At 62.1% G+C, this 18597-nt stretch carries 17 protein-coding genes; 9 read left to right on the top strand and 8 right to left on the bottom strand.

What is annotated here, in order from left to right; all coding sequences use genetic code 11:
- Nucleotides 1-74: 74 nt before the first annotated feature.
- Both JV201_RS23205 and JV201_RS23200 read left to right on the top strand, forming a co-directional pair.
- Nucleotides 75-806, top strand: coding sequence for a response regulator (locus tag JV201_RS23205; protein ID WP_003214124.1), 732 nt, complete (start codon nt 75-77; stop codon nt 804-806).
- Entirely contained in the window at nt 796-2265 is a 1470-nt protein-coding gene (locus tag JV201_RS23200) for an ATP-binding protein (protein WP_003214126.1), read from the top strand. The genes JV201_RS23205 and JV201_RS23200 overlap by 11 nt, the downstream gene beginning before the upstream one ends.
- 152 nt (nt 2266-2417) lie before the next feature.
- On the opposite strand, the gene JV201_RS23195 is transcribed toward JV201_RS23200, so the two are convergent.
- The gene (locus JV201_RS23195) at nt 2418-3347 is read right to left on the bottom strand and encodes an AraC family transcriptional regulator (RefSeq protein ID WP_177067564.1); all 930 of its coding nucleotides are present in this window, start codon (nt 3345-3347) and stop codon (nt 2418-2420) included.
- 326 nt (nt 3348-3673) lie between these two features.
- On the opposite strand from JV201_RS23195, the gene JV201_RS23190 reads away from it, so the two are divergent.
- Nucleotides 3674-4015 carry an antibiotic biosynthesis monooxygenase family protein gene (locus JV201_RS23190; RefSeq protein ID WP_003214130.1) on the top strand — a complete coding sequence of 114 codons (342 nt, stop codon included), beginning with the start codon at nt 3674-3676 and terminating at the stop codon, nt 4013-4015.
- A 43-nt stretch (nt 4016-4058) separates the two neighbouring features.
- Complete coding sequence (locus JV201_RS23185) at nt 4059-4307, top strand: hypothetical protein (RefSeq protein WP_219406087.1); 249 nt, start codon at nt 4059-4061, stop codon at nt 4305-4307.
- A 141-nt stretch (nt 4308-4448) separates the two neighbouring features.
- Here JV201_RS23185 and JV201_RS23180 read toward each other — a convergent pair whose 3' ends face one another.
- Entirely contained in the window at nt 4449-5081 is a 633-nt protein-coding gene (locus tag JV201_RS23180) for a flavin reductase family protein (RefSeq protein ID WP_102369799.1), read from the bottom strand.
- 195 nt (nt 5082-5276) lie between these two features.
- On the opposite strand from JV201_RS23180, the gene JV201_RS23175 reads away from it, so the two are divergent.
- Entirely contained in the window at nt 5277-6032 is a 756-nt protein-coding gene (locus JV201_RS23175; protein WP_102605691.1) for a hypothetical protein, read from the top strand.
- Nucleotides 6033-6094: 62 nt separating this feature from the next.
- On the opposite strand, the gene JV201_RS23170 is transcribed toward JV201_RS23175, so the two are convergent.
- From JV201_RS23170 to JV201_RS23155, 4 genes are all read right to left on the bottom strand, one after another.
- On the bottom strand, nt 6095-7414 hold the full coding sequence (locus JV201_RS23170) for an MFS transporter (protein WP_010169987.1): 1320 nt from the start codon (nt 7412-7414) through the stop codon (nt 6095-6097).
- Between the two features lie 289 nt (nt 7415-7703).
- On the bottom strand, nt 7704-9029 hold the full coding sequence (locus JV201_RS23165; protein WP_219406086.1) for a sigma-54 dependent transcriptional regulator: 1326 nt from the start codon (nt 9027-9029) through the stop codon (nt 7704-7706).
- Complete coding sequence (locus JV201_RS23160) at nt 9023-10789, bottom strand: ATP-binding protein (RefSeq protein WP_003214141.1); 1767 nt, start codon at nt 10787-10789, stop codon at nt 9023-9025. The genes JV201_RS23165 and JV201_RS23160 overlap by 7 nt, the downstream gene beginning before the upstream one ends.
- 216 nt (nt 10790-11005) lie before the next feature.
- Nucleotides 11006-12529, bottom strand: a complete 1524-nt coding sequence (locus JV201_RS23155) for a fumarate hydratase (protein WP_003214142.1) — start codon at nt 12527-12529, stop codon at nt 11006-11008.
- 216 nt (nt 12530-12745) lie between these two features.
- On the opposite strand from JV201_RS23155, the gene JV201_RS23150 reads away from it, so the two are divergent.
- Both JV201_RS23150 and JV201_RS23145 read left to right on the top strand, forming a co-directional pair.
- Complete coding sequence (locus JV201_RS23150; RefSeq protein ID WP_134327239.1) at nt 12746-13678, top strand: iron-sulfur-binding ferredoxin reductase; 933 nt, start codon at nt 12746-12748, stop codon at nt 13676-13678.
- A 30-nt stretch (nt 13679-13708) separates the two neighbouring features.
- Nucleotides 13709-14458: an enoyl-CoA hydratase-related protein gene (locus JV201_RS23145; RefSeq protein ID WP_003214147.1), complete on the top strand. Its 750-nt coding sequence runs from the start codon at nt 13709-13711 to the stop codon at nt 14456-14458.
- Nucleotides 14459-14657: 199 nt separating this feature from the next.
- Here the strand turns inward: JV201_RS23145 and pyk are convergent, their stop codons facing one another.
- Nucleotides 14658-16109, bottom strand: a complete 1452-nt coding sequence (gene pyk / locus JV201_RS23140) for a pyruvate kinase (RefSeq protein WP_003214149.1) — start codon at nt 16107-16109, stop codon at nt 14658-14660.
- Between the two features lie 175 nt (nt 16110-16284).
- Between pyk and JV201_RS23135 the strand changes: the two genes are divergently transcribed.
- Nucleotides 16285-16659: a tol-pal system YbgF family protein gene (locus JV201_RS23135; protein WP_003214151.1), complete on the top strand. Its 375-nt coding sequence runs from the start codon at nt 16285-16287 to the stop codon at nt 16657-16659.
- Between the two features lie 226 nt (nt 16660-16885).
- The gene (locus JV201_RS23130) at nt 16886-17245 is read left to right on the top strand and encodes a PilZ domain-containing protein (protein ID WP_008432342.1); all 360 of its coding nucleotides are present in this window, start codon (nt 16886-16888) and stop codon (nt 17243-17245) included.
- Between the two features lie 16 nt (nt 17246-17261).
- On the opposite strand, the gene JV201_RS23125 is transcribed toward JV201_RS23130, so the two are convergent.
- The gene (locus JV201_RS23125) at nt 17262-18593 is read right to left on the bottom strand and encodes a DUF58 domain-containing protein (protein ID WP_219406085.1); all 1332 of its coding nucleotides are present in this window, start codon (nt 18591-18593) and stop codon (nt 17262-17264) included.
- Nucleotides 18594-18597 lie beyond the last annotated feature (4 nt).

Here is an 18597-nt window from a genome sequence, read left to right as displayed (position 1 = left end):
GCGGGCTTGCTCGCGAAGGCGGCCTCAAGGGCAACAAATGACTTAAGCTTGGCCATAACAACAAGGAGGACCCCGTGAGCGTAATCAGTAAATCCATTCTCCTGGTCGACGACGACCAGGAAATCCGCGAGTTGCTGCAAACCTACCTCAGCCGCGCCGGTTTCCAGGTGCGCGGCGTGCCGGATGGCGCGGGGTTCCGCCAGGCGATGAACGAAGCCCCGTGCGACCTGGTGATCCTTGATGTGATGCTGCCGGACGAAGACGGCTTCAGCCTTTGCCGCTGGATCCGCCAGCACCCGCGCCAGGCCCAGGTGCCGATCATCATGCTCACCGCCAGTTCCGACGAAGCCGACCGCGTCATCGGCCTGGAGCTGGGTGCCGACGATTACATCGGCAAACCCTTCAGCCCCCGTGAGTTGCAGGCCCGTATCAAGGCCTTGTTGCGGCGCTGCCAGTTTGGCCAGGAGCGCAGCGGCGGCGAGGTGCTGGTGTTTGGCGAGTGGCGCCTGGACATGGTCAGCCACCGGCTGTTCCACGTCGACGGCGAGGAAGTGATTCTTTCCGGCGCCGATTTTGCCCTGCTCAAACTGTTCCTCGACCACCCCCAGCAAATCCTCGACCGCGACACCATCGGCAACGCCACCCGTGGCCGCGACCTGATGCCCCTGGACCGGATTGTCGACATGGCCGTCAGCCGTCTGCGCCAACGCCTGCGCGACACCGAAAAACCACCCCGGCTGATCCGCACCGTGCGCGGCAGTGGCTATCAATTGGCAGCCAGCGTGGTTGCCGGCAATGCCCACTGAGCGCCTGCGTGAACTGCGCCGGCGCATCCCGGTACCGCGTTCGCTGCTGGGGCGGATGTTACTGCTGACCCTGTTGGCGGTGCTGTTTGCCCAGGCGTTGTCCAGCGTGATCTGGGTCTCGCAATTGCGCGCTACCCAGCTTGAAGGCCTGGTAACCGCCGCCCGCAGCCTGGCGCATTCGATGACCGCCAGCGTCAGTTATTTCCGCTCGTTGCCGGTGGCCTTCCGGCCGTTGGTACTGGACCAGTTGCGCAGCATGGGCGGTACCCGGTTTGTGGTGACGCTCAACGACAAGCCCCTGGACATGGCGGTATTGCCGGAAACCCCGCGCAAGCATGCAGTGCTCGGTGCTGTCGAAGAAGTGTTGCGCCAGACCCTGGGCAGCGACGTGCATGTTTCGGTGGAGTTCGTCAGCGCCGAAGACCTGCGCATCTTCAACGCCGGCTTGAAACTTGATGAATTGCCGCGCTCCTGGGCGCATTACGCGTTGACCCTGGAACCGGTGAATCCGCCGGTGTTGGTCACCCAGATCCAGCTGGCCCAGGGCGAATGGCTCTACATTGCCTCCTTGCTGCCCGAACCCTATACCAGCCTCGAAGAACAAGGCCTGCCATACCAGCAGGTGTGGTTTATCGTGCTCACCAGCGGCTTCCTGCTGCTGTTTATCGGCCTGCTGGTGCACTGGCAAAGCCGTCCACTCAAGCGCCTGGCGAGGGCGGCGCGGGACATGTCCCTGGGCGCCGACGTGGAGCCGGTGGCCGAAGGCGGCGGCAGCGAAGTGGTGGAAGTAGGCCGCGCGTTCAATGCCATGCGCGAACGCATCAGCCGTTACCTGACCGAACGCAGCCAGCTGTTCAGCGCCATTTCCCACGACCTGCGCACACCCATCACACGCCTGCGGTTGCGGGTGGAATTGCTGGAAGACGAGAACCTGCAAGCCAAGTTCGGCCGCGACCTGGATGAACTGGAGTTGCTGGTCAAAGGCGCGTTGCAGTGCGTGAAGGACACCGACATCCACGAAAACATCGAACCGGTGGACCTCAACCACGTACTCGACTGCCTGGTGGAGCCGTACCTGGCGCCCAACGGCAATGGGCGCGTGACCCAACATGGTCGGGCACTTACGACGTACCCGGGCAAGCCGCTGGCGCTCAAGCGCTGCATCGGCAACCTGATCGACAACGCCCTGAAGTACGGGCAGAACGCCCATTTGCACATTGAAGACGATGGCGCGGAATTCATCCTCCACGTCGACGACGAAGGCCCGGGCGTGCCGGAACAGCGCCTGGAGCAGGTCTTCGAGCCGCACTTCCGCCTGGCCGGGCAGCAACAGGGTTACGGCCTGGGCCTGGGCATCGCCCGCAACATTGCCCACAGCCATGGCGGTGAAGTGAGTTTGCAGAATCTGCGGGAGGGCGGTTTGCGGGTGACCTTGCAACTGCCTCGTGGCCTGGATTGAACACCACCAATACCGCAGCTGATTGAGTACTTGTGGCGAGGGAGCTTGCTCCCGTTGGACTGCGCAGCAGTCCCATCTTTTGGGGCCGCTTCGCGCYCCAACGGGAGCAAGCTCCCTCGCCACATTATTAGTATCCGGTGTTATAACCGTGGTTAGACGCTCTGGCGCAACCTGGCCAGATCCCGCAACGGCGGCGCACCAAACAGCCGGCTGTATTCGCGGCTGAACTGTGATGGGCTCTCATAGCCCACCCGATACCCCGCCGCCGAGGCTTCCAGGCCCTCGGCGATCATCAACCGCCGAGCCTCCTGCAAGCGCAACTGTTTTTGGTACTGCAACGGGCTCATGGCGGTCATCGCCTTGAAGCGGTGGTGCAAGGTCGAGACGCTGAGGTTCACTTCCTTGGCCAGGTCATCAATGCGCAGGGGCTGTTCGTAGTTGCCGTTCAACCAGGTGATCGCCTGGCTCACCCGATGGCTCTGACTGTTGGCGACGGCGATTTCATACAGCCGATAACCCTGTGGACCGCGCAACAGGCGATAGAGAATTTCCCGATTGATCAGCGGCGCGAGCATTGCGATGTCTTTCGGTGTGTCGAGCAATCGGGTCAGGCGCAGCACGGCGTCCAGTAGCTGGTTGTCCAGACGGTCGACATACATCCCTCGGGAGGTCGGGCGCGGGGGCACGCCCATCGGCCCGGCTTCGGCAATCAGTGCGGTGATCTGTGCCGGGTCGATATTCACCCGAATCGACAGGTTGGGGTCTTCCGGCGTGGCATCAAGGATGCGCCCGGCCACCGGCATCGCTACCGAAAACACCAGGTAATTGAGCGGGTCATAGGCGAAGACTTCATCCGCCAAACGCACTTCCTTGCGACCCTGGGCGAGGATGCACAGTGCGGGTTCCACCAGCACCGGCGTGAATTCACGCGGGGAGTTATGACGGTTGAGATACAGCGACGTGATCGCCGTGCCGTAGGAACCATCCTCCCAGGTATGCCGGCGAACGATGCCGGCGAGTTCTGCGCGCTGCTTTTCCATATCGGCGTCGAGGGGTTTGGAGCGAAGTTCGGGCGACGACATGGGACATCCTCTGGTGCTTTGACGATGGGCACAGCTTAAGGGCGGCTTTGCAAAAAGCGGTATTTCGATTCTGCACAATCCTTGCCTGATCCTGCGAAAAATCGTGAATCAGGCAAGCCGGGGCCTGTCATGCCCCTGAAATACGGCAGTCATGCCGGGAATAAACTTCGCAGGCCGATTGCTATATCTACGCATCTCGCAGGATTGTGCAATAAGCCAGCAGGAATTGACTAACCGCATCCACCCCCGCGCCCGTATCTTTGATCCTGTGGCAACACGCCCTCACAGTGCTTGCCGAGCATCACTTCTCAACGGGAGAGTCGAACATGTCCACCCCCATTCCCGCGAGCCATATGGCCTTTATCCGTGCCCGTACCGGGTACAGCACCGAACTGGGTGCACGCTTGAGCAGTTTGATCGAACCGGGCCGCCAGGCTCAGGGTTGCCTGCAATTCTCGTTGCAGCACTCCCTGGCCGACCCGGATGTGTGGTTGGTGTCGGGCTTCTGGAGCAGCGAGCAGGCGATGAGTGCCTACTTCAGCTCGCCGGCGCTGATGGTCTTCACCGAGTTGTTGAATGACATGGTGGTTCGCAGCATGGACTTCCAGACCTTTACCGACGCCTCGGCGGCCAATGCCTATGGCGAGTACCTGCAACTGGCGGGCTAGTGCTTTAGAATGGCCGCCTTTCCCATTGGCCAGGACCTGCAACATGGCACGTAAAGAGTTTGCCCACCACGAAGCCGTTTCCGCCTTGGTGCGTGAAGAAGAGGGTGGCTATAGCGCCGCCATCGCCGTCAAGGCGCTCGATGGCATGGGCGCACCGCGCTTTCACAAGATCCTCGATGGACAGACGTTCAAGACTGCCTCCGACGCCGACGATGCCGCAGCTCTGCAACTGGAGCGCTTGGTCGATGTAGATGACGACGGTCAGCTCTCTTGGGCAACTTCCGCCAACTAAAAACACCGCTGATCCAAATCTGGGAGCGGGCTTGTGTGGGAGCGGGCTTGCTCGCGAATTCGGTGGATCAGTTGGCATATGCATGGACTGACACGCCTCCTTCGCGAGCAAGCCCGCTCCCACATTTTTATCTCGTTCCAATCAGCGTTGCGTGGCGCCTGGGCGGTACATTTTGAACAGCGCTTCCGGCCCCAACTGAAAATAATCCGCCGGGCCACCTCCACGCAGGATCGGCTGGGCGGCAGCCGTGTCGTACACCCCGTCTTTCAGCAGCCATTTGGCGATATGCACCGCGACCACCTCGCCGAGCACCAACCAGCTTGGCACCAGCTCCTTGTCGGCGCGCTGCAGCTGAATGATTTGCGTCACCTTGCACTCGAACGACACCGGGCTTTCGCCCACGCGAGGCACGGCGATCACCTTTGAAGCCACCGGCGTCAAGCCGGCCAATTCAAACTCGTTGACCTCGGGTGATACCGGCGCGCAACTCTGGTTCATCTGCTCGGCCAGCGGGCGGGTGGCCAGGTTCCACACGAACTCACCGGTCTGTTCGATGTTGTTCAGGCTGTCTTTGCGCCCGACACTGGAAAACCCAATGATCGGCGGAATGTAGTTGAACGCGTTAAAGAAACTGTAGGGCGCCAGGTTCAGGCGGCCCTGGCTGTCGTGTGACGAAATCCAGCCAATCGGGCGCGGGCCGACGATCGCGTTGAACGGGTCATGGGGCAGGCCGTGGCCGTTGGCGGGTTCGTAGAAATGAATATCGTCGGACATGGCCGGGGTTCCTGCTGCGCTGTTCTGGGGAGGGCACCATAGTGCAATCCGGCGCGGCGGATTTCTATCATCCATATGGAATTTTCATACAGCCCCCACCTATTTTTCACAGCTCCCGGGTCAGTCTGCGCGCCAGGTCGACACCCCCTGTAAGTCGACCGATTGAACGACTGAGCCTTTGGAGCCTTCTGCACAATGAACAAACTTCCTCAGATCACCCTGGCGTTCTGGGTCATGAAAATCTGCGCCACGACCCTGGGCGAAACCGCCGGGGACTTGCTGTCGATGACCTTGAATGTCGGTTACGCCATCAGCTCGATGATCCTGATCAGCGTGTTCCTGGTCACTCTGGTGACGCAACTCTGGTCGAAAACCTACAACCCGGTGCTGTACTGGATCGTGATCCTGTCCACCAGCACCGCCGGCACCACCATGTCGGACTTTATGGACCGCACGCTGGGGCTGGGTTATGCCACGGGCTCGATGATTCTGGTGTCGATCCTGGTGGCGATCTTTGCCCTGTGGCGTATCAGCGGCGACTCGCTGAACGTGAACAAGGTGCAGACCTTTCGCGGTGAGCTGTTCTACTGGATGGCGATTCTGTTCTCCAACACCCTGGGCACGGCGCTGGGTGATTTCCTCGCGGATGATTCCGGGCTGGGGTTCGCTGGTGGCGCGTTGCTGATCGGGGCGAGTATCGCGGTGGTGGTGTTGCTTAAATACTTCACGCGGATTTCGTCGGTGCTGCTGTTCTGGGTGGCGTTTGTGTTGACCCGGCCGTTCGGCGCAACCCTGGGTGACTTCCTGACCAAACCCCATGAAAAGGGCGGGCTGGACTTTGGCACCATCGGCTCGTCGGCCGTGTTGGCGGCGGTGCTGGTGGTGATGATTGCCGGGGCGGCGTATGCCCAGCGTCGGTATGGACGCCAGGCGGCTGCCGAGCTGTCTTGAGGGCAATGAAAAAGGGCCGTGTCATTGACTGACATGGCCCTTTTTTTACGCCTGCCGAACCCTTAGTCCGTAGTAATCCGCGAATGCTTGCGGGTGTCCTTCATGGTCACATACACCAACAGCGACACCGCAATACACGCGGTGACGTACCAGTAGTAACCGGTTTCCATACCAATGCTCTTGAACCACAGCGCGATGTATTCAGCGGTGCCGCCGAAGATCGACACGGTCAGCGCATAGGGCAAGCCAACGCCCAGGGCGCGGATTTCGGTGGGGAACAATTCGGCCTTCACCACGGCGTTGATCGAGGTGTAGCCGCTGACGATGATCAGCGCCGCCATGATCAGGAAGAACGCGCCCCACCAGGTCTGGATGGTGTGCAGGGTGGTGAGGATCGGCACGGTGAACAGGGTGCCGAGGACGCCGAAGGCGATCAGGATCGGCCGGCGGCCAACCTTGTCCGACAGCCCGCCGATGATGGGTTGCAGGCACATGAACAGGAACAGCGTGGCCGCCGAAATGGTGGTGGAGTCGGAGATGCTCATGCCGACGGTGTTCACGAGGTATTTCTGCATGTAGGTGGTGTAGGTGTAGAACGCCAGGGTGCCGCCCATGGTCAGGCCGACCACGGTCATCAGTTCCTTGGGGTGGCGCATCAAGGTGCGCATTGCGCTTTCCTTGGCCTTTTCTTTCTTGGTGAACGACTCGGTTTCTTCCATGCCACGACGCAGGTACAGCGCCACTACCGCGCACAGCGCGCCGATGGCGAACGGGATACGCCAGCCCCAGTCGTACAGTTGTTCGGTGGTCAGCAATTGTTGCAGCACGATCAATACCGCCAGGGCGATGAGCTGGCCGGAGATCAGGGTCACGTACTGGAAGCTGGAGTAGAAGCCCCGACGTTCCTTGGTCGCCATTTCGCTGAGGTAAGTGGCGGAGGTGCCGTATTCACCGCCGACCGACAGGCCCTGCAGTAAGCGGGCGAAAACCAGCAGGATCGGCGCACCGATACCAATGGCTTCATAGCCCGGGCTCAGGGCAATCAGCAAAGAGCCGAAGCACATCAGGTACACCGAGGCCATCAAGGCCTTTTTACGCCCGACCTTGTCGGCGTACAGGCCCATCAGCCAGCCACCGATCGGACGCATCAGGAAACCCACGGCGAAGATCGCGGCGGTGTTCAAGAGCTGGGCGGTGGTGTCGCCTTTCGGGAAAAAGGTCTTGGCGAAATACAGGGAGAAAGCCGCGTAGACGTACCAGTCGTACCACTCGACCATGTTGCCGACCGATCCGCTGAAGATCGACCTGATACGGCTGGAGGTGGTGCGTTCTTTTGCCGGCGCAGCCGCCGACCCCAGAGGCAGGGAGTTGGAGTTATCCATTTAAGGATCCTTCATCTAATTGTTTTTGTGGAGCGCGCGGTAGCGCAGCCTGGCTGGGCTATAGCAGGAGCTGTGCCAAGCCGATGAAGGCCCGGTCTAGAAGGGTTTGCGGAAATTTTTGAGCGGAAAATTGCTGATGAATCAAGGGGGATGAGCGGAAAACCGCCGACGAAGATCGCTCCCACGCTCTGCGTGGGAGCGCATCCTGTGACGCTCCGCGTCACGATTTTAAGGGCGGACGCGGAGCGCCCAGAGCTGCATCCCCACGCGGAGCGTGGGAACGATCGGGTTAGAGGAACGTATCCCGCGCCAGGCCATGGCGCTGCATTTTTTCATTGAAGGTGCGCCGTGGCAGTTGCAGCTCGGCCAGCACCGCCTTGATATCGCCTTTGTGCCGGGTCAGCGCGGCTTTCAGGCAATGGGCTTCAAATGCTTCCTGCTGCGCCGCCAACGATTGCCCGGCTTCGATGCCTTCCGGCTCCGGTTCACCCAGCCCCAGCACCTGGCGTTCCGCGGCATTGGCCAGCTCCCGCACATTCCCCGGCCAGTCATGGCTGAGCAGGCGCCCCAGCGCGGGTCCGCTCAGCGGCGCGAAGTTTCGGCCCAGGCGCTCGCCGGCGCTTTGTGCAAAGTGCTCGAACAGCAGGGGAATGTCTTCCCGGCGTTCCCGCAGCGGTGGCAGGCGCAGTTGTGCGACGGTCAGGCGATAGGCCAAGTCCTCGCGAAAACGCCCGGCGCGAGCTTCGTCCAGCAGGTCGGGTTTGGTGGCGGCGATGATCCGCAAGTCCACCTTGATGCTTTGATTGGAACCGAGCCGTTCGAGTTTTTGCTCCTGCAACACCCGCAGCAATTTCACCTGCTGGGCCAGCGGCATGCTTTCGATCTCATCGAGAAACAGCGTGCCGCCATTGGCGTATTCCAGCTTGCCGATGCGCTTGCCCTGGGCGCCGGTGAACGCGCCACTTTCATGGCCGAACAGCTCGGCTTCAAACAGCTGCTCGGGAATCGCCGCGCAGTTCAGCGCCACAAACGGCTTCTTCGCCCGGGGGCCGAAATCATGCAGGCAACGGGCGACCAGCTCCTTGCCGCTGCCGGTTTCGCCGCGAATCAACACATTGACCGGCAAGCCGGCCAGGTCCAGGACTTGCCGGCGCAGGTTCTGCAAACCCCGGGACACCCCCAGCAGGCTCGATTCCAGTTGGGCACGGTGATCGGCCTGCTGATGCAAGCGGCGGTTTTCGAGCACCAGCCCGCGCTTGTCCAGCGCCCGGCGCAGGCTGCTGAGCAGGGCTTCGGGGCTGAAGGGTTTTTCGAGGAAGTCGTAGGCGCCGTCGCGCATGGCTTCGACGGCCATCGGCACATCGCCGTGGCCGGTGAGCAGAATCACCGGCAGGTCGGCGTCACGCCGCTGCACTTCAGCCAGCAACTCCAGGCCGCTGAGGCCGGGCATGCGCACGTCGCTCAGGATCACCCCGGGAAAGTCCCTCGGCAATTGCGCCAGGCATTCTTCGGCGCGGCCGAACAACTGCACCTCAAAGCCCGACAGGCTCAGCCATTGCTCGACGGCCGTGCGAATGCTGGCTTCGTCGTCGACCACAATCACCGCATTCAACATAGGTCTGGCGTCTCCAGTGCGATGGGCAAGGTCAGGGTAAAGATCGCCCCGTCACCTTGATTGCCGGCGCTCAGGCGCCCGCCAAGTTCGTGGACGATAGCGTACGACACGGCGAGCCCCAAGCCGAGCCCGTCGCCCACCGGCTTGGTGGTGAAGAACGGGTCGAACACGCTGTTGAGGTTTTCCTCGGCGATCCCGCCGCCGCTGTCGCTGACGGTCAGGTGCCATAGCTGCTGATCGGCGTGCAGACGGATCTCCAGGCGCTTGCGTGGCTTGTCGGCCATGGCGTCGAGGGCGTTGCGCAGCAGGTTGATCAGCACCTGTTCGAGGCGGATCGCGTCGCCGCGTACCCAGGCCGGGCGGGTCAGGTCCAGTACGGTGCCGATGGCTTCGTCCCGCAGGCGCGCATCGAGCAAGTGCAGGGATTGGTCCACCACCGTCGCCAGGTCGAGGCGTTCGCGCAGGCCGCTGGGGCTCTTGCGGGCGAAGGTCTTGAGGTGGCCGGTGAGCGCGGCCATGCGTGTGAGCATGTCGTCCAGCGGGGTCAGGGCCTGGTAGGCGTCGTCCACCCGGCCATGGTCCAGCAGCAGCCGCAGAGTCGCCAACTGCATGCGCTGGGCGGTCAATGGCTGGTTGATTTCGTGAGCGAGGGCGGCAGACATCTGCCCCAGCGCTGCCAGTTTGGCGGATTGCACCAGGCCATCCTGGGCAGTACGCAGGGCGCGGGTGCGTTCTTCCACCAGTTGTTCAAGTTCTTCGCGGCTGCGCTGGCGCAAGCGGGCGAGGCGCCAGCGCTGGGTCAGGAACAGCACCAGGAACACCAGCGCCAGCCATGAGCCGGCGGCGGCGAGGCCGGCGTTGCGTTGGTCTTCAAAGGCAAATTGTGGCTTGCGCAGCAGGTGCAAGGTCCAGCCTTCGGCCTTCAGCGGCAGGGATTCCCAAATGTAATTGGCCTTGCCGTCGGGGCCGTCGACGCGCATCAGGTGGCTGTTTTCGTCAAAGCGCTGCAAGGCTTCGGTGTCCAGCGGCAGCAATTGTTTCTTGTCGTATTGGCGGGTGGCCTTGAGTTCGGCGTGGTCGCTGTCCGACAACGGACGCAGCGCGCGGTAGCGCCAGCCCGGCTGATTGGCGATAAACACAATGCCCCGGGCATCGCTGACCAGCAGCAAGTCATTGCCCTGGGCCCACTCGCGCTCCAGTTCCGGAAACTCCAGCTTGACCACCATGGCGCCGAGGAACTGCTCGTTCTCGCCGACCACCGCGCTGGAGAGGAAATACCCCGGAATCCCGGTGGTCACCCCCACCGCATAAAACCGCCCGGTGCCCTGGCTCAGGGTCTGGCTGAAGTACGGGCGAAACGCGTAGTTGTGCCCCACATAACTGCTGGGCAGGTTCCAGTTGCTGGCGGCCACGGCCAGGCCGTTGCGGTCCATCAGTTCCAGGGTGGAAGACTGGGCGGCACCGTTGATGCGCTCCAGCTTGCGGTTGAGCAAATCCTGGGTGGCGGTGTCCAGCGGGCCCTTCAGGGCGCTGATCATTTCCGAGTCCAGGGCCAGCACGGCGGGCAGGGCGCGGTAGCGTTCGATCAGGGTGTGCAGGGAGTTGCCATAAAGCATGAGCTGCTGATTGGCGCGGGCGGCGTCATCCACCAGGGCCAGGCGTTCGGCGTGGCGGGTGGCCAGGGCGGCAGCCAGCATCGCACCGGCGATGATCAGCAGGGAGTAGAAGGTCAAACGCAAAGGCCGGGGAATCGCGATCATTCGAGGATGAACAGTGCAATTGGGGGCGAGCACCATAGCATGAGGCGCATGGCTGTTGTGGCGAGGGAGCTTGCTCCCGCTGGGGCGCGTAGCGGCCCCAAAAAAATGGGAGCGCTGCGCACTGGAGCGGGAGCAAGCTCCCTCGCCACAGTGAGAGGTGCATGAAACAAAAAAAGGCGACCGTAGTGGTCGCCTTTTATCCTTGCGGGGAAATGCTTACTGCACTTCAACCGCCAGGCTTTCACTGATCTTTTTCTGCCAGATGGCAGGACCGGTGATGTGTACCGACTCGCCCTTGCTATCAACGGCAACGGTGACCGGCATGTCTTTCACGTCGAACTCGTAGATCGCTTCCATGCCCAGCTCGGCGAACGCCACGACGCGGGATTTCTTGATGGCCTGGGCCACCAGGTAAGCCGCGCCGCCCACTGCCATCAGGTAAACCGCCTTGTGGTCCTTGATCGCTTCGATAGCGGTCGGGCCGCGCTCGGATTTGCCGATCATGCCCAACAGGCCGGTTTGCTCGAGGATCTGGCGGGTGAACTTGTCCATCCGCGTGGCGGTGGTCGGACCGGCAGGCCCCACCACTTCTTCGCGCACCGGATCAACCGGGCCGACGTAGTAGATGAAGCGACCCTTGAGGTCCACCGGCAGGGTTTCGCCCTTGTTCAGCATCTCGACCATGCGCTTGTGCGCGGCGTCGCGACCGGTGAGCATCTTGCCGTTGAGCAACACGGTTTCGCCCGGCTTCCAGCTCTGCACGTCTTCCGGGGTCAGGGTGTCGAGGTTGACGCGACGGGCCGACGGGCCGGCTTCCCAGACGATTTCCGGGTAGGCGTCCAGCGGTGGCGCTTCGAGCGATGCAGGGCCCGAGCCGTCGAGCACGAAGTGCGCGTGACGGGTGGCGGCGCAGTTGGGGATCATGCACACCGGCAGCGAGGCCGCGTGGGTCGGGTAGTCCATGATTTTCACGTCGAGCACGGTGGTCAGGCCACCCAGGCCCTGGGCGCCGATGCCCAGTTGGTTGACCTTCTCGAACAGCTCCAGGCGCATCTCTTCGATACGGTTGGACGGGCCGCGCTTCTTCAGCTCGTGGATGTCGATGGATTCCATCAACACTTCCTTGGCCATTACCGCGGCTTTCTCGGCGGTGCCGCCGATGCCGATGCCAAGCATGCCCGGTGGGCACCAGCCGGCGCCCATGGTCGGAACGGTCTTGAGCACCCAGTCGACGATCGAGTCGGACGGGTTGAGCATGGCCATTTTCGACTTGTTCTCGGAACCACCGCCCTTGGCGGCCACGTCCACTTCCACGGTGTTACCCGGGACGATGGAGTAGTGGATCACGGCAGGGGTGTTGTCCTTGGTGTTTTTACGCGCACCGGCCGGGTCGGCGAGGATCGAAGCCCGCAGGACGTTTTCCGGCAGGTTGTAGGCCTGGCGCACGCCTTGGTTGATCATGTCGTCCAGGCTCATGGTGGCGCCATCCCAGCGCACGTCCATGCCTACACGTACAAATACGGTGACAATCCCGGTGTCCTGGCAGATCGGGCGGTGGCCGGTGGCACACATGCGCGAGTTGATCAGGATCTGAGCCATGGAGTCACGGGCCGCTGGCGATTCTTCGCGCAGGTAGGCCTCGTGCATCGCCTGGATGAAGTCAACGGGATGGTAGTAGGAAATGAATTGCAGGGCGTCGGCAACGCTCTGAATCAGGTCGTCTTGCTTGATCACGGTCATGAGTCGCGCTCCTCTATAAGGGAACATTCAATAAAGGTGGCGTCAGTGTTGCATCGGTCGGCTGAAGCCACCTTTCCAAGGCACGCCAAAGTGGTGCAGGCGCGACGCTAAAAAGGCGCGGCAGTATAACCCGCCACGGTGGCCGATACACCCGACTATGGTCAAACTCTACCGGGCGTGATTCCCTGTAGACGCCTTTTTGATCCGAGACCCTTGATGCCTGAACTTCACGTCGGTGAACGCCACTGGTCGGTAGCCGCCGGCAGCAACCTGCTGGATGCCCTGAACCAGGCGGGCGTGGCCGTGCCTTATAGTTGCCGCGCCGGCAGCTGCCATGCCTGCCTGGTGCGTTGCCAGGGGGATATCCAGGACAACCAGCCGGATGCCCTGAGCCCGGCGCAGCGCCAGGATGGCTGGCGCCTGGCGTGCCAGTGCCAGGTCGCAGGTGACTTGCACGTCGAAGCCTTCGACCCGCTGCGTGACGGGTTGCCGGCGACGGTGCTGAGCGTCGATTGGTTGACCCCGAGTGTACTGCGCTTGCGGCTGCAACCCGAACGCGGCTTGCGCTACCGGGCGGGGCAGCATCTGGTGTTGTGGGCCGGCAGCGTTGCGCGGCCTTATTCATTGGCCAGCCTGCCCCAGGAAGATCCGTTTCTCGAATTTCACATTGATTGCCGCCTGCCCGGCGAATTCAGCGACGCCGCCCGCCAATTCAAGGCCGGTGACAGCCTGCGCCTGGGCGAATTGCGGGGCGGCGCCTTGCAGTACGACCCCGACTGGCAATCGCGGCCGCTCTGGCTGCTGGCCTCGGGCACCGGACTCGGCCCGCTATGGGGCGTGTTGCGCGAGGCCTTGCGCCAGGATCACCAGGGCGCCATCCGGGTCATTCACCTGGCCCATGACGCGGGCGGTCATTACCTCGCCGGGCCATTGGCCCAGCTGGCTGGTGCGCATCCGAACGTGACCGTTGAGCTATGGACAGCGGCTGAGGTGACGCAGGCGTTGGCGCAACTGCGGCTTGTTTCCCGGCAAACTCTGGCTTTACTCTGCGGGCACCCGGCCAGTGTCGAGGCCTTTTCCAAGCGCCTGTTCCTGGCCGGACTGCCGCGCAATCAACTGCTGGCCGATGTGTTCCTGCCCCGTGGTTGAGCGCTGAATTTCCCAGCCGCGAGATTTGTCATGACCGATGCCATCCTGCAGCAACGCGAACGCGGGTTGCTGATTTTGCAGCTCAATCGCCCGGACAAGAAAAATGCCCTGACCCGCGCCATGTACAGCCAATTGGCCGAGGCGCTGGAGCAGGCGGATGCCGATACCAGCGTGAATGCCGTGCTGATCCAGGGCAGCAGCGAGTGCTTCACCGCCGGTAACGATATTGGCGACTTCCTCGAACAACCGCCGGCGGATCTCGACAGCCCGGTCTTCAATTTCATGCGCAGCTTGCTCAACTGCCGCAAGCCGGTGATTGCGGCGGTGGCGGGCGTGGCGGTGGGAATTGGCACGACGCTGCTGCTGCATTGTGACCTGGTGTATGTCAGCCGGGATGCACGGTTGCGCATGCCGTTCGTCAACCTGGGGCTGTGTCCGGAGTTTGGGTCCAGCTTGATCCTGCCGCGCTTGCTGGGGCATGCCAAGGCGGCGGAGTTGCTGCTGTTGGGTGAAGGGTTTACCGGCGAACAGGCTGCCGCCTGGGGCATTGCCACCGAGGCATTGGGCAGCGGTGAATCGGCCCTGGCCAAGGCACGGGAAATTGCTGGACGGTTTGAGACCCTGGCGCCGGGCGCGGTGCAAGTCAGCAAGCATCTGATGAAAAGCGTTGATCGCGAGCAGTTGCGCAAGGTGATCGAGGAGGAGGGGGCGTTGTTTACCCAGAGGTTGAAGTCGCCGGAGGCGATTGCGGCGTTGTCGGGGTTTATCACTCGGAGATGAATGAGCGTTGACTGGTCGGCCGTCTTCGCGAGCAAGCCCGCTCCCACATTCGACCGTGTTTCTTCAGGATGTACGCGATCAAATGTGGGAGCGGGCTTGCTCGCGAATAGGCCAGTAAAGCCAACACACAAGCCAATTTGCAATGCAAAAAGCCCCGCCATTCACATGGCAGGGCTTTTGTTTTTCAGCGAGCGGTCACTCAGACCATTGGGTCGCCAACGTGCAGGATCTTCATGCCGTTGGTGCCGCCGATGGTGTGGTAGCTGTCGCCCTTGGTCAGGATGACCCAGTCGCCTTTCTCCACGACGCCGCGCTTGAGCAACTCGTCGATCGCGGCCTGGCTGACTTGCTCAGGCGGTAGCGATGCCGGGTCGAACGGTACGGTGTAGACGCCGCGGAACATGGCCGCACGGGCCTGGGTTTCGCGGTGCGGGGAGAACGCGTAGATCGGGATCGAGGAACGGATGCGCGACATGATCAACGGCGTGTAGCCACTTTCGGTCAGGGCGATGATCGCTTTCACACCCGGGAAGTGGTTGGCGGTGTACATGGCCGCCAGGGCGATGCTCTGGTCGCAGCTTTCGAAGACCTTGCCGATACGGTGGCTGGAGGTCTTGCTGGTCGGGTGCTTTTCAGCGCCGACGCAGATGCGTGCCATGGCCTGCACGGCTTCCAGCGGGTACGGGCCAGCCGCACTTTCAGCCGAAAGCATCACGGCGTCGGTGTAGTCGAGCACGGCGTTGGCCACGTCGGACACTTCGGCACGGGTTGGCATCGGGTTCTGGATCATCGACTCCATCATCTGGGTCGCAACGATCACCGCCTTGTTGTGGCGACGTGCGTGCAGGATGATTTTCTTCTGGATACCGATCAGCTCGGCGTCACCGATTTCCACACCCAGGTCGCCACGGGCAACCATCACGGCGTCGGAAGCCTTGATCAGGCCGTCGAGGGTTTCATCGTCGGCTACGGCTTCGGCGCGTTCGATCTTCGCCACCAGCCAGGCAGTGCCGCCGGCTTCGTCGCGCAGTTTACGGGCGTATTCCATGTCGGCGGCGTCGCGCGGGAAGGATACCGCGAGGTAGTCCACTTCCATTTCGGCGGCGAGCTTGATGTCGGCCTTGTCTTTTTCAGTCAGGGCCGGGGCAGTCAGGCCACCGCCGCGACGGTTGATGCCTTTGTGGTCCGACAGCGGGCCGCCGATGATCACGGTGCAATTCAGTTCGGTCGGGGTGGCGGTGTCGACGCGCATTACCACACGGCCGTCGTCCAGCAGCAGTTCGTCGCCCACGCCGCAGTCTTTCACCAGGTCCGGGTAGTCGATACCCACGACTTGCTGGTTGCCTTCGGTCAGGGGATGGCTGGTGGAGAAGGTGAACTGGTCACCGATCTTCAGCTCGATCCGCTTGTTGGCGAATTTGGCGATACGGATTTTCGGGCCTTGCAGGTCACCCAGCAACGCCACGAAGCGGCCATGCTTGGCGGCCAGGTCACGCACCAGCTTGGCGCGAGCCTTGTGCTCGTCCGGGGTGCCGTGGGAGAAGTTCAGACGGGCAACGTCCAGGCCAGCCAGAATCAGCTGTTCGAGGACTTCCGGCGAGTTACTGGCCGGGCCAAGGGTGGCGACGATTTTGGTACGACGGACGGACATGCACGGACTCCTGAGTTCAAGCGCTGGGGAAGGCTACTATGCTCTTTGGTTGTAGTCATTGTTCGTTTGCACTACTTATCGATGATTCGCTTGTTTTCACTCTGCATGAACAGATGAACAACCTTGAAGATTTTCGATGAAGGGTCGATACACTGCACAAGACAGGAGAACCCCCATGCGAATCGTGATCATTGCTGCCCTGGCCGTCAGTGTTGTCGGCTGCACCCGTTGGTCGATGGACCATCATTTGAACAATGCGTACCGCGCCTACGGTGTGGGCGATTGCCAGCGGGTCACCCTTGAGTTGTCCCAGGTCGACCGTGAAAGCCGTTCCCGGCGCTACGTGCAACCGGAAGTCTCGATGTTGCGCGGGCAGTGCCTGGAGCGCGAGAAGCTGTTTGTCGATGCGGCGCAAACCTATCAGTTCATCATCAGCCAGTACCCGGCGAGCGAGTACGCATTCCGTGCCCGTGCCCGTTTGGATACCCTGCAGCAACTGGGGCATTACCCCGGCGCGAGCGTTGCCCAGCCGCGGCCGGCGTCGTTGTGATGATATTTGTCATGCCATAGCTGGCTCGTTGCCAGTCTTGGGCTAATCTTTGAATGTCAGTTTGTATAAGTTTCTATTCAAACGGATGGCGTTCCCGGATTTGGCAGCTGTAAAAGTGGCAACCCGTTTGCGGTTGTCGCACCGATATCCGGGGAGAGCGGGCCTTCAGGCTCGTTTCGAATCACTGGAGCGGCCACATATATGGCCATTGGATGGCGACCTCATCATGTTTACTCACCGACGGATCGAGCGGCATCAGTTACCTTGCTTCCTTCAAGTGTTCAACCGCCTGACGGACAAGCCAATCGGCTATCTGGGCAATGTTTCCGAGCAGGGCCTGATGTTGATCAGCCAGTTACCCATGATGGTCGATGTGGAGTTCGAGCTGCGCTTGAAGATCCCCGGGCCTGAGGGTGAGGTGCAGGCGGTAGACCTCACGGCCACCTGCCTGTGGTGTCATGAGGATATAAACCCCCAGCATTACGATTCCGGGTTCAGCATATCCCAGGCCCCTGCCGAATATGGGGAGGTGATCAGCGCGCTGCTGGATTACTTCAGCTTTGATCCGTTGCAGGCCTCTGCCTAGGTGCTGCATCCGGCGTTCATAGCGCGCCGGCTTTTTTCCAGCCCAGGTAGCGGGTCACCAGGGCGGCACCCAGGTCCGAAGGCAGTGTGTCCAGTACCGACAGCCCGTGGGCGTTCAAGCGGTCGTGGAGTTCGTCCCGGGTATTGAGATAGTTTATCGTGCCGCAGTAGGCCAGGGCTTCGGGCAGGGTTTGCACGGGAGCCTGGCGTAACTGGTCAAGGACCTCCTCCCGCAGGCTTGCGACCATTACCCGGTGCTGGCGGCTGATGCGCTTTACGGCGCTGAGTAACTCTTCATCTTCCTCATCCCGCAAATTGGTCACTACGATCACCAGCGAGCGACGTTTCTGCCGGGCCAGCAGTTGGCTGGCGGCCGCCTGGTAATCGGCCGTACGCCGGGACGTGTCCAGGTCATACACCGCATTCAGCAACAGGTTGAGCTGGCCACTGCCCTTGACCGGCGCCAGGTAGCGCGGCTGGTCGCAGGCAAATGTGCACAGCCCTACGGCATCGCCCTGGCGCAAGGCTACATAACTGAGCAGCAGGCAGGCGTTGAGCGCGTGGTCGAAGTGCGACAGTTCGGCGTCCTGGCTGCGCATACGGCGGCCACAATCGAGCATGAACATGATCTGCTGGTCGCGCTCGTCCTGGTACTCCCTGGCAATGGGCGTGCGTTGCCGGGCGGTGGCTTTCCAGTCGATCTGGCGCAGGCTGTCACCTTCGCGAAACTCACGCAGCTGGTGAAACTCCAGGCCCAGCCCACGCCGTTGCCGCTGGCGTACGCCCAGCTGGTTGAGCCAGTTGTCCACCGCCAGCAACTGCGCGCCATACAGGCGTGCGAAGTCCGGGTAGACCCGGGTGGCGTCGCTGACGTCGATCAGGCGCCGGGCCGACCATAGCCCCAGGGCGCTGGGCAGATGCACTTCACAGCGGGTAAAGCTGAAATGCCCGCGCCTTTGGGGCCTTAGCCGATAACCCAGTTCACTGTGCTCGCCGGGCCGCAGTTCGATGGACTGCGGCAGGTCCTCCACCGCCAGGCCGTCAGGCACATGATCGAATACCTGGACCGCCAACGGCTGGGGATAATCGTGCTCCAGGCTTACCCGCACTTCCCCCCAGCGCCCCAGTGCCAGGCTGCCGGGCATCTGCCGTCGCACGCGCGGGGACGGCCGGCGGCGCAGGCGGCTGGCATCCAGCAGGGCCAGCAGCAACAGGGCCAGCAGCAGGCCCCACGTCACTGAGTGCAGGGCGTCTGGCACCTTGACCTGTAGCGCCACCAGTGCGCCGAGCAGGATACTCAGGCCCAGCAGTACACAGAGCCAGGTCAACAGCAGGCGGGTTGGTCTCATGGGC

Source organism: Pseudomonas sp. Colony2, assembly GCF_019382755.1.
Lineage (GTDB): Bacteria > Pseudomonadota > Gammaproteobacteria > Pseudomonadales > Pseudomonadaceae > Aquipseudomonas.
The sequence above is the reverse complement of the archived record's forward strand: the minus strand, read 5'-3'. Positions and strand labels throughout refer to the sequence as shown.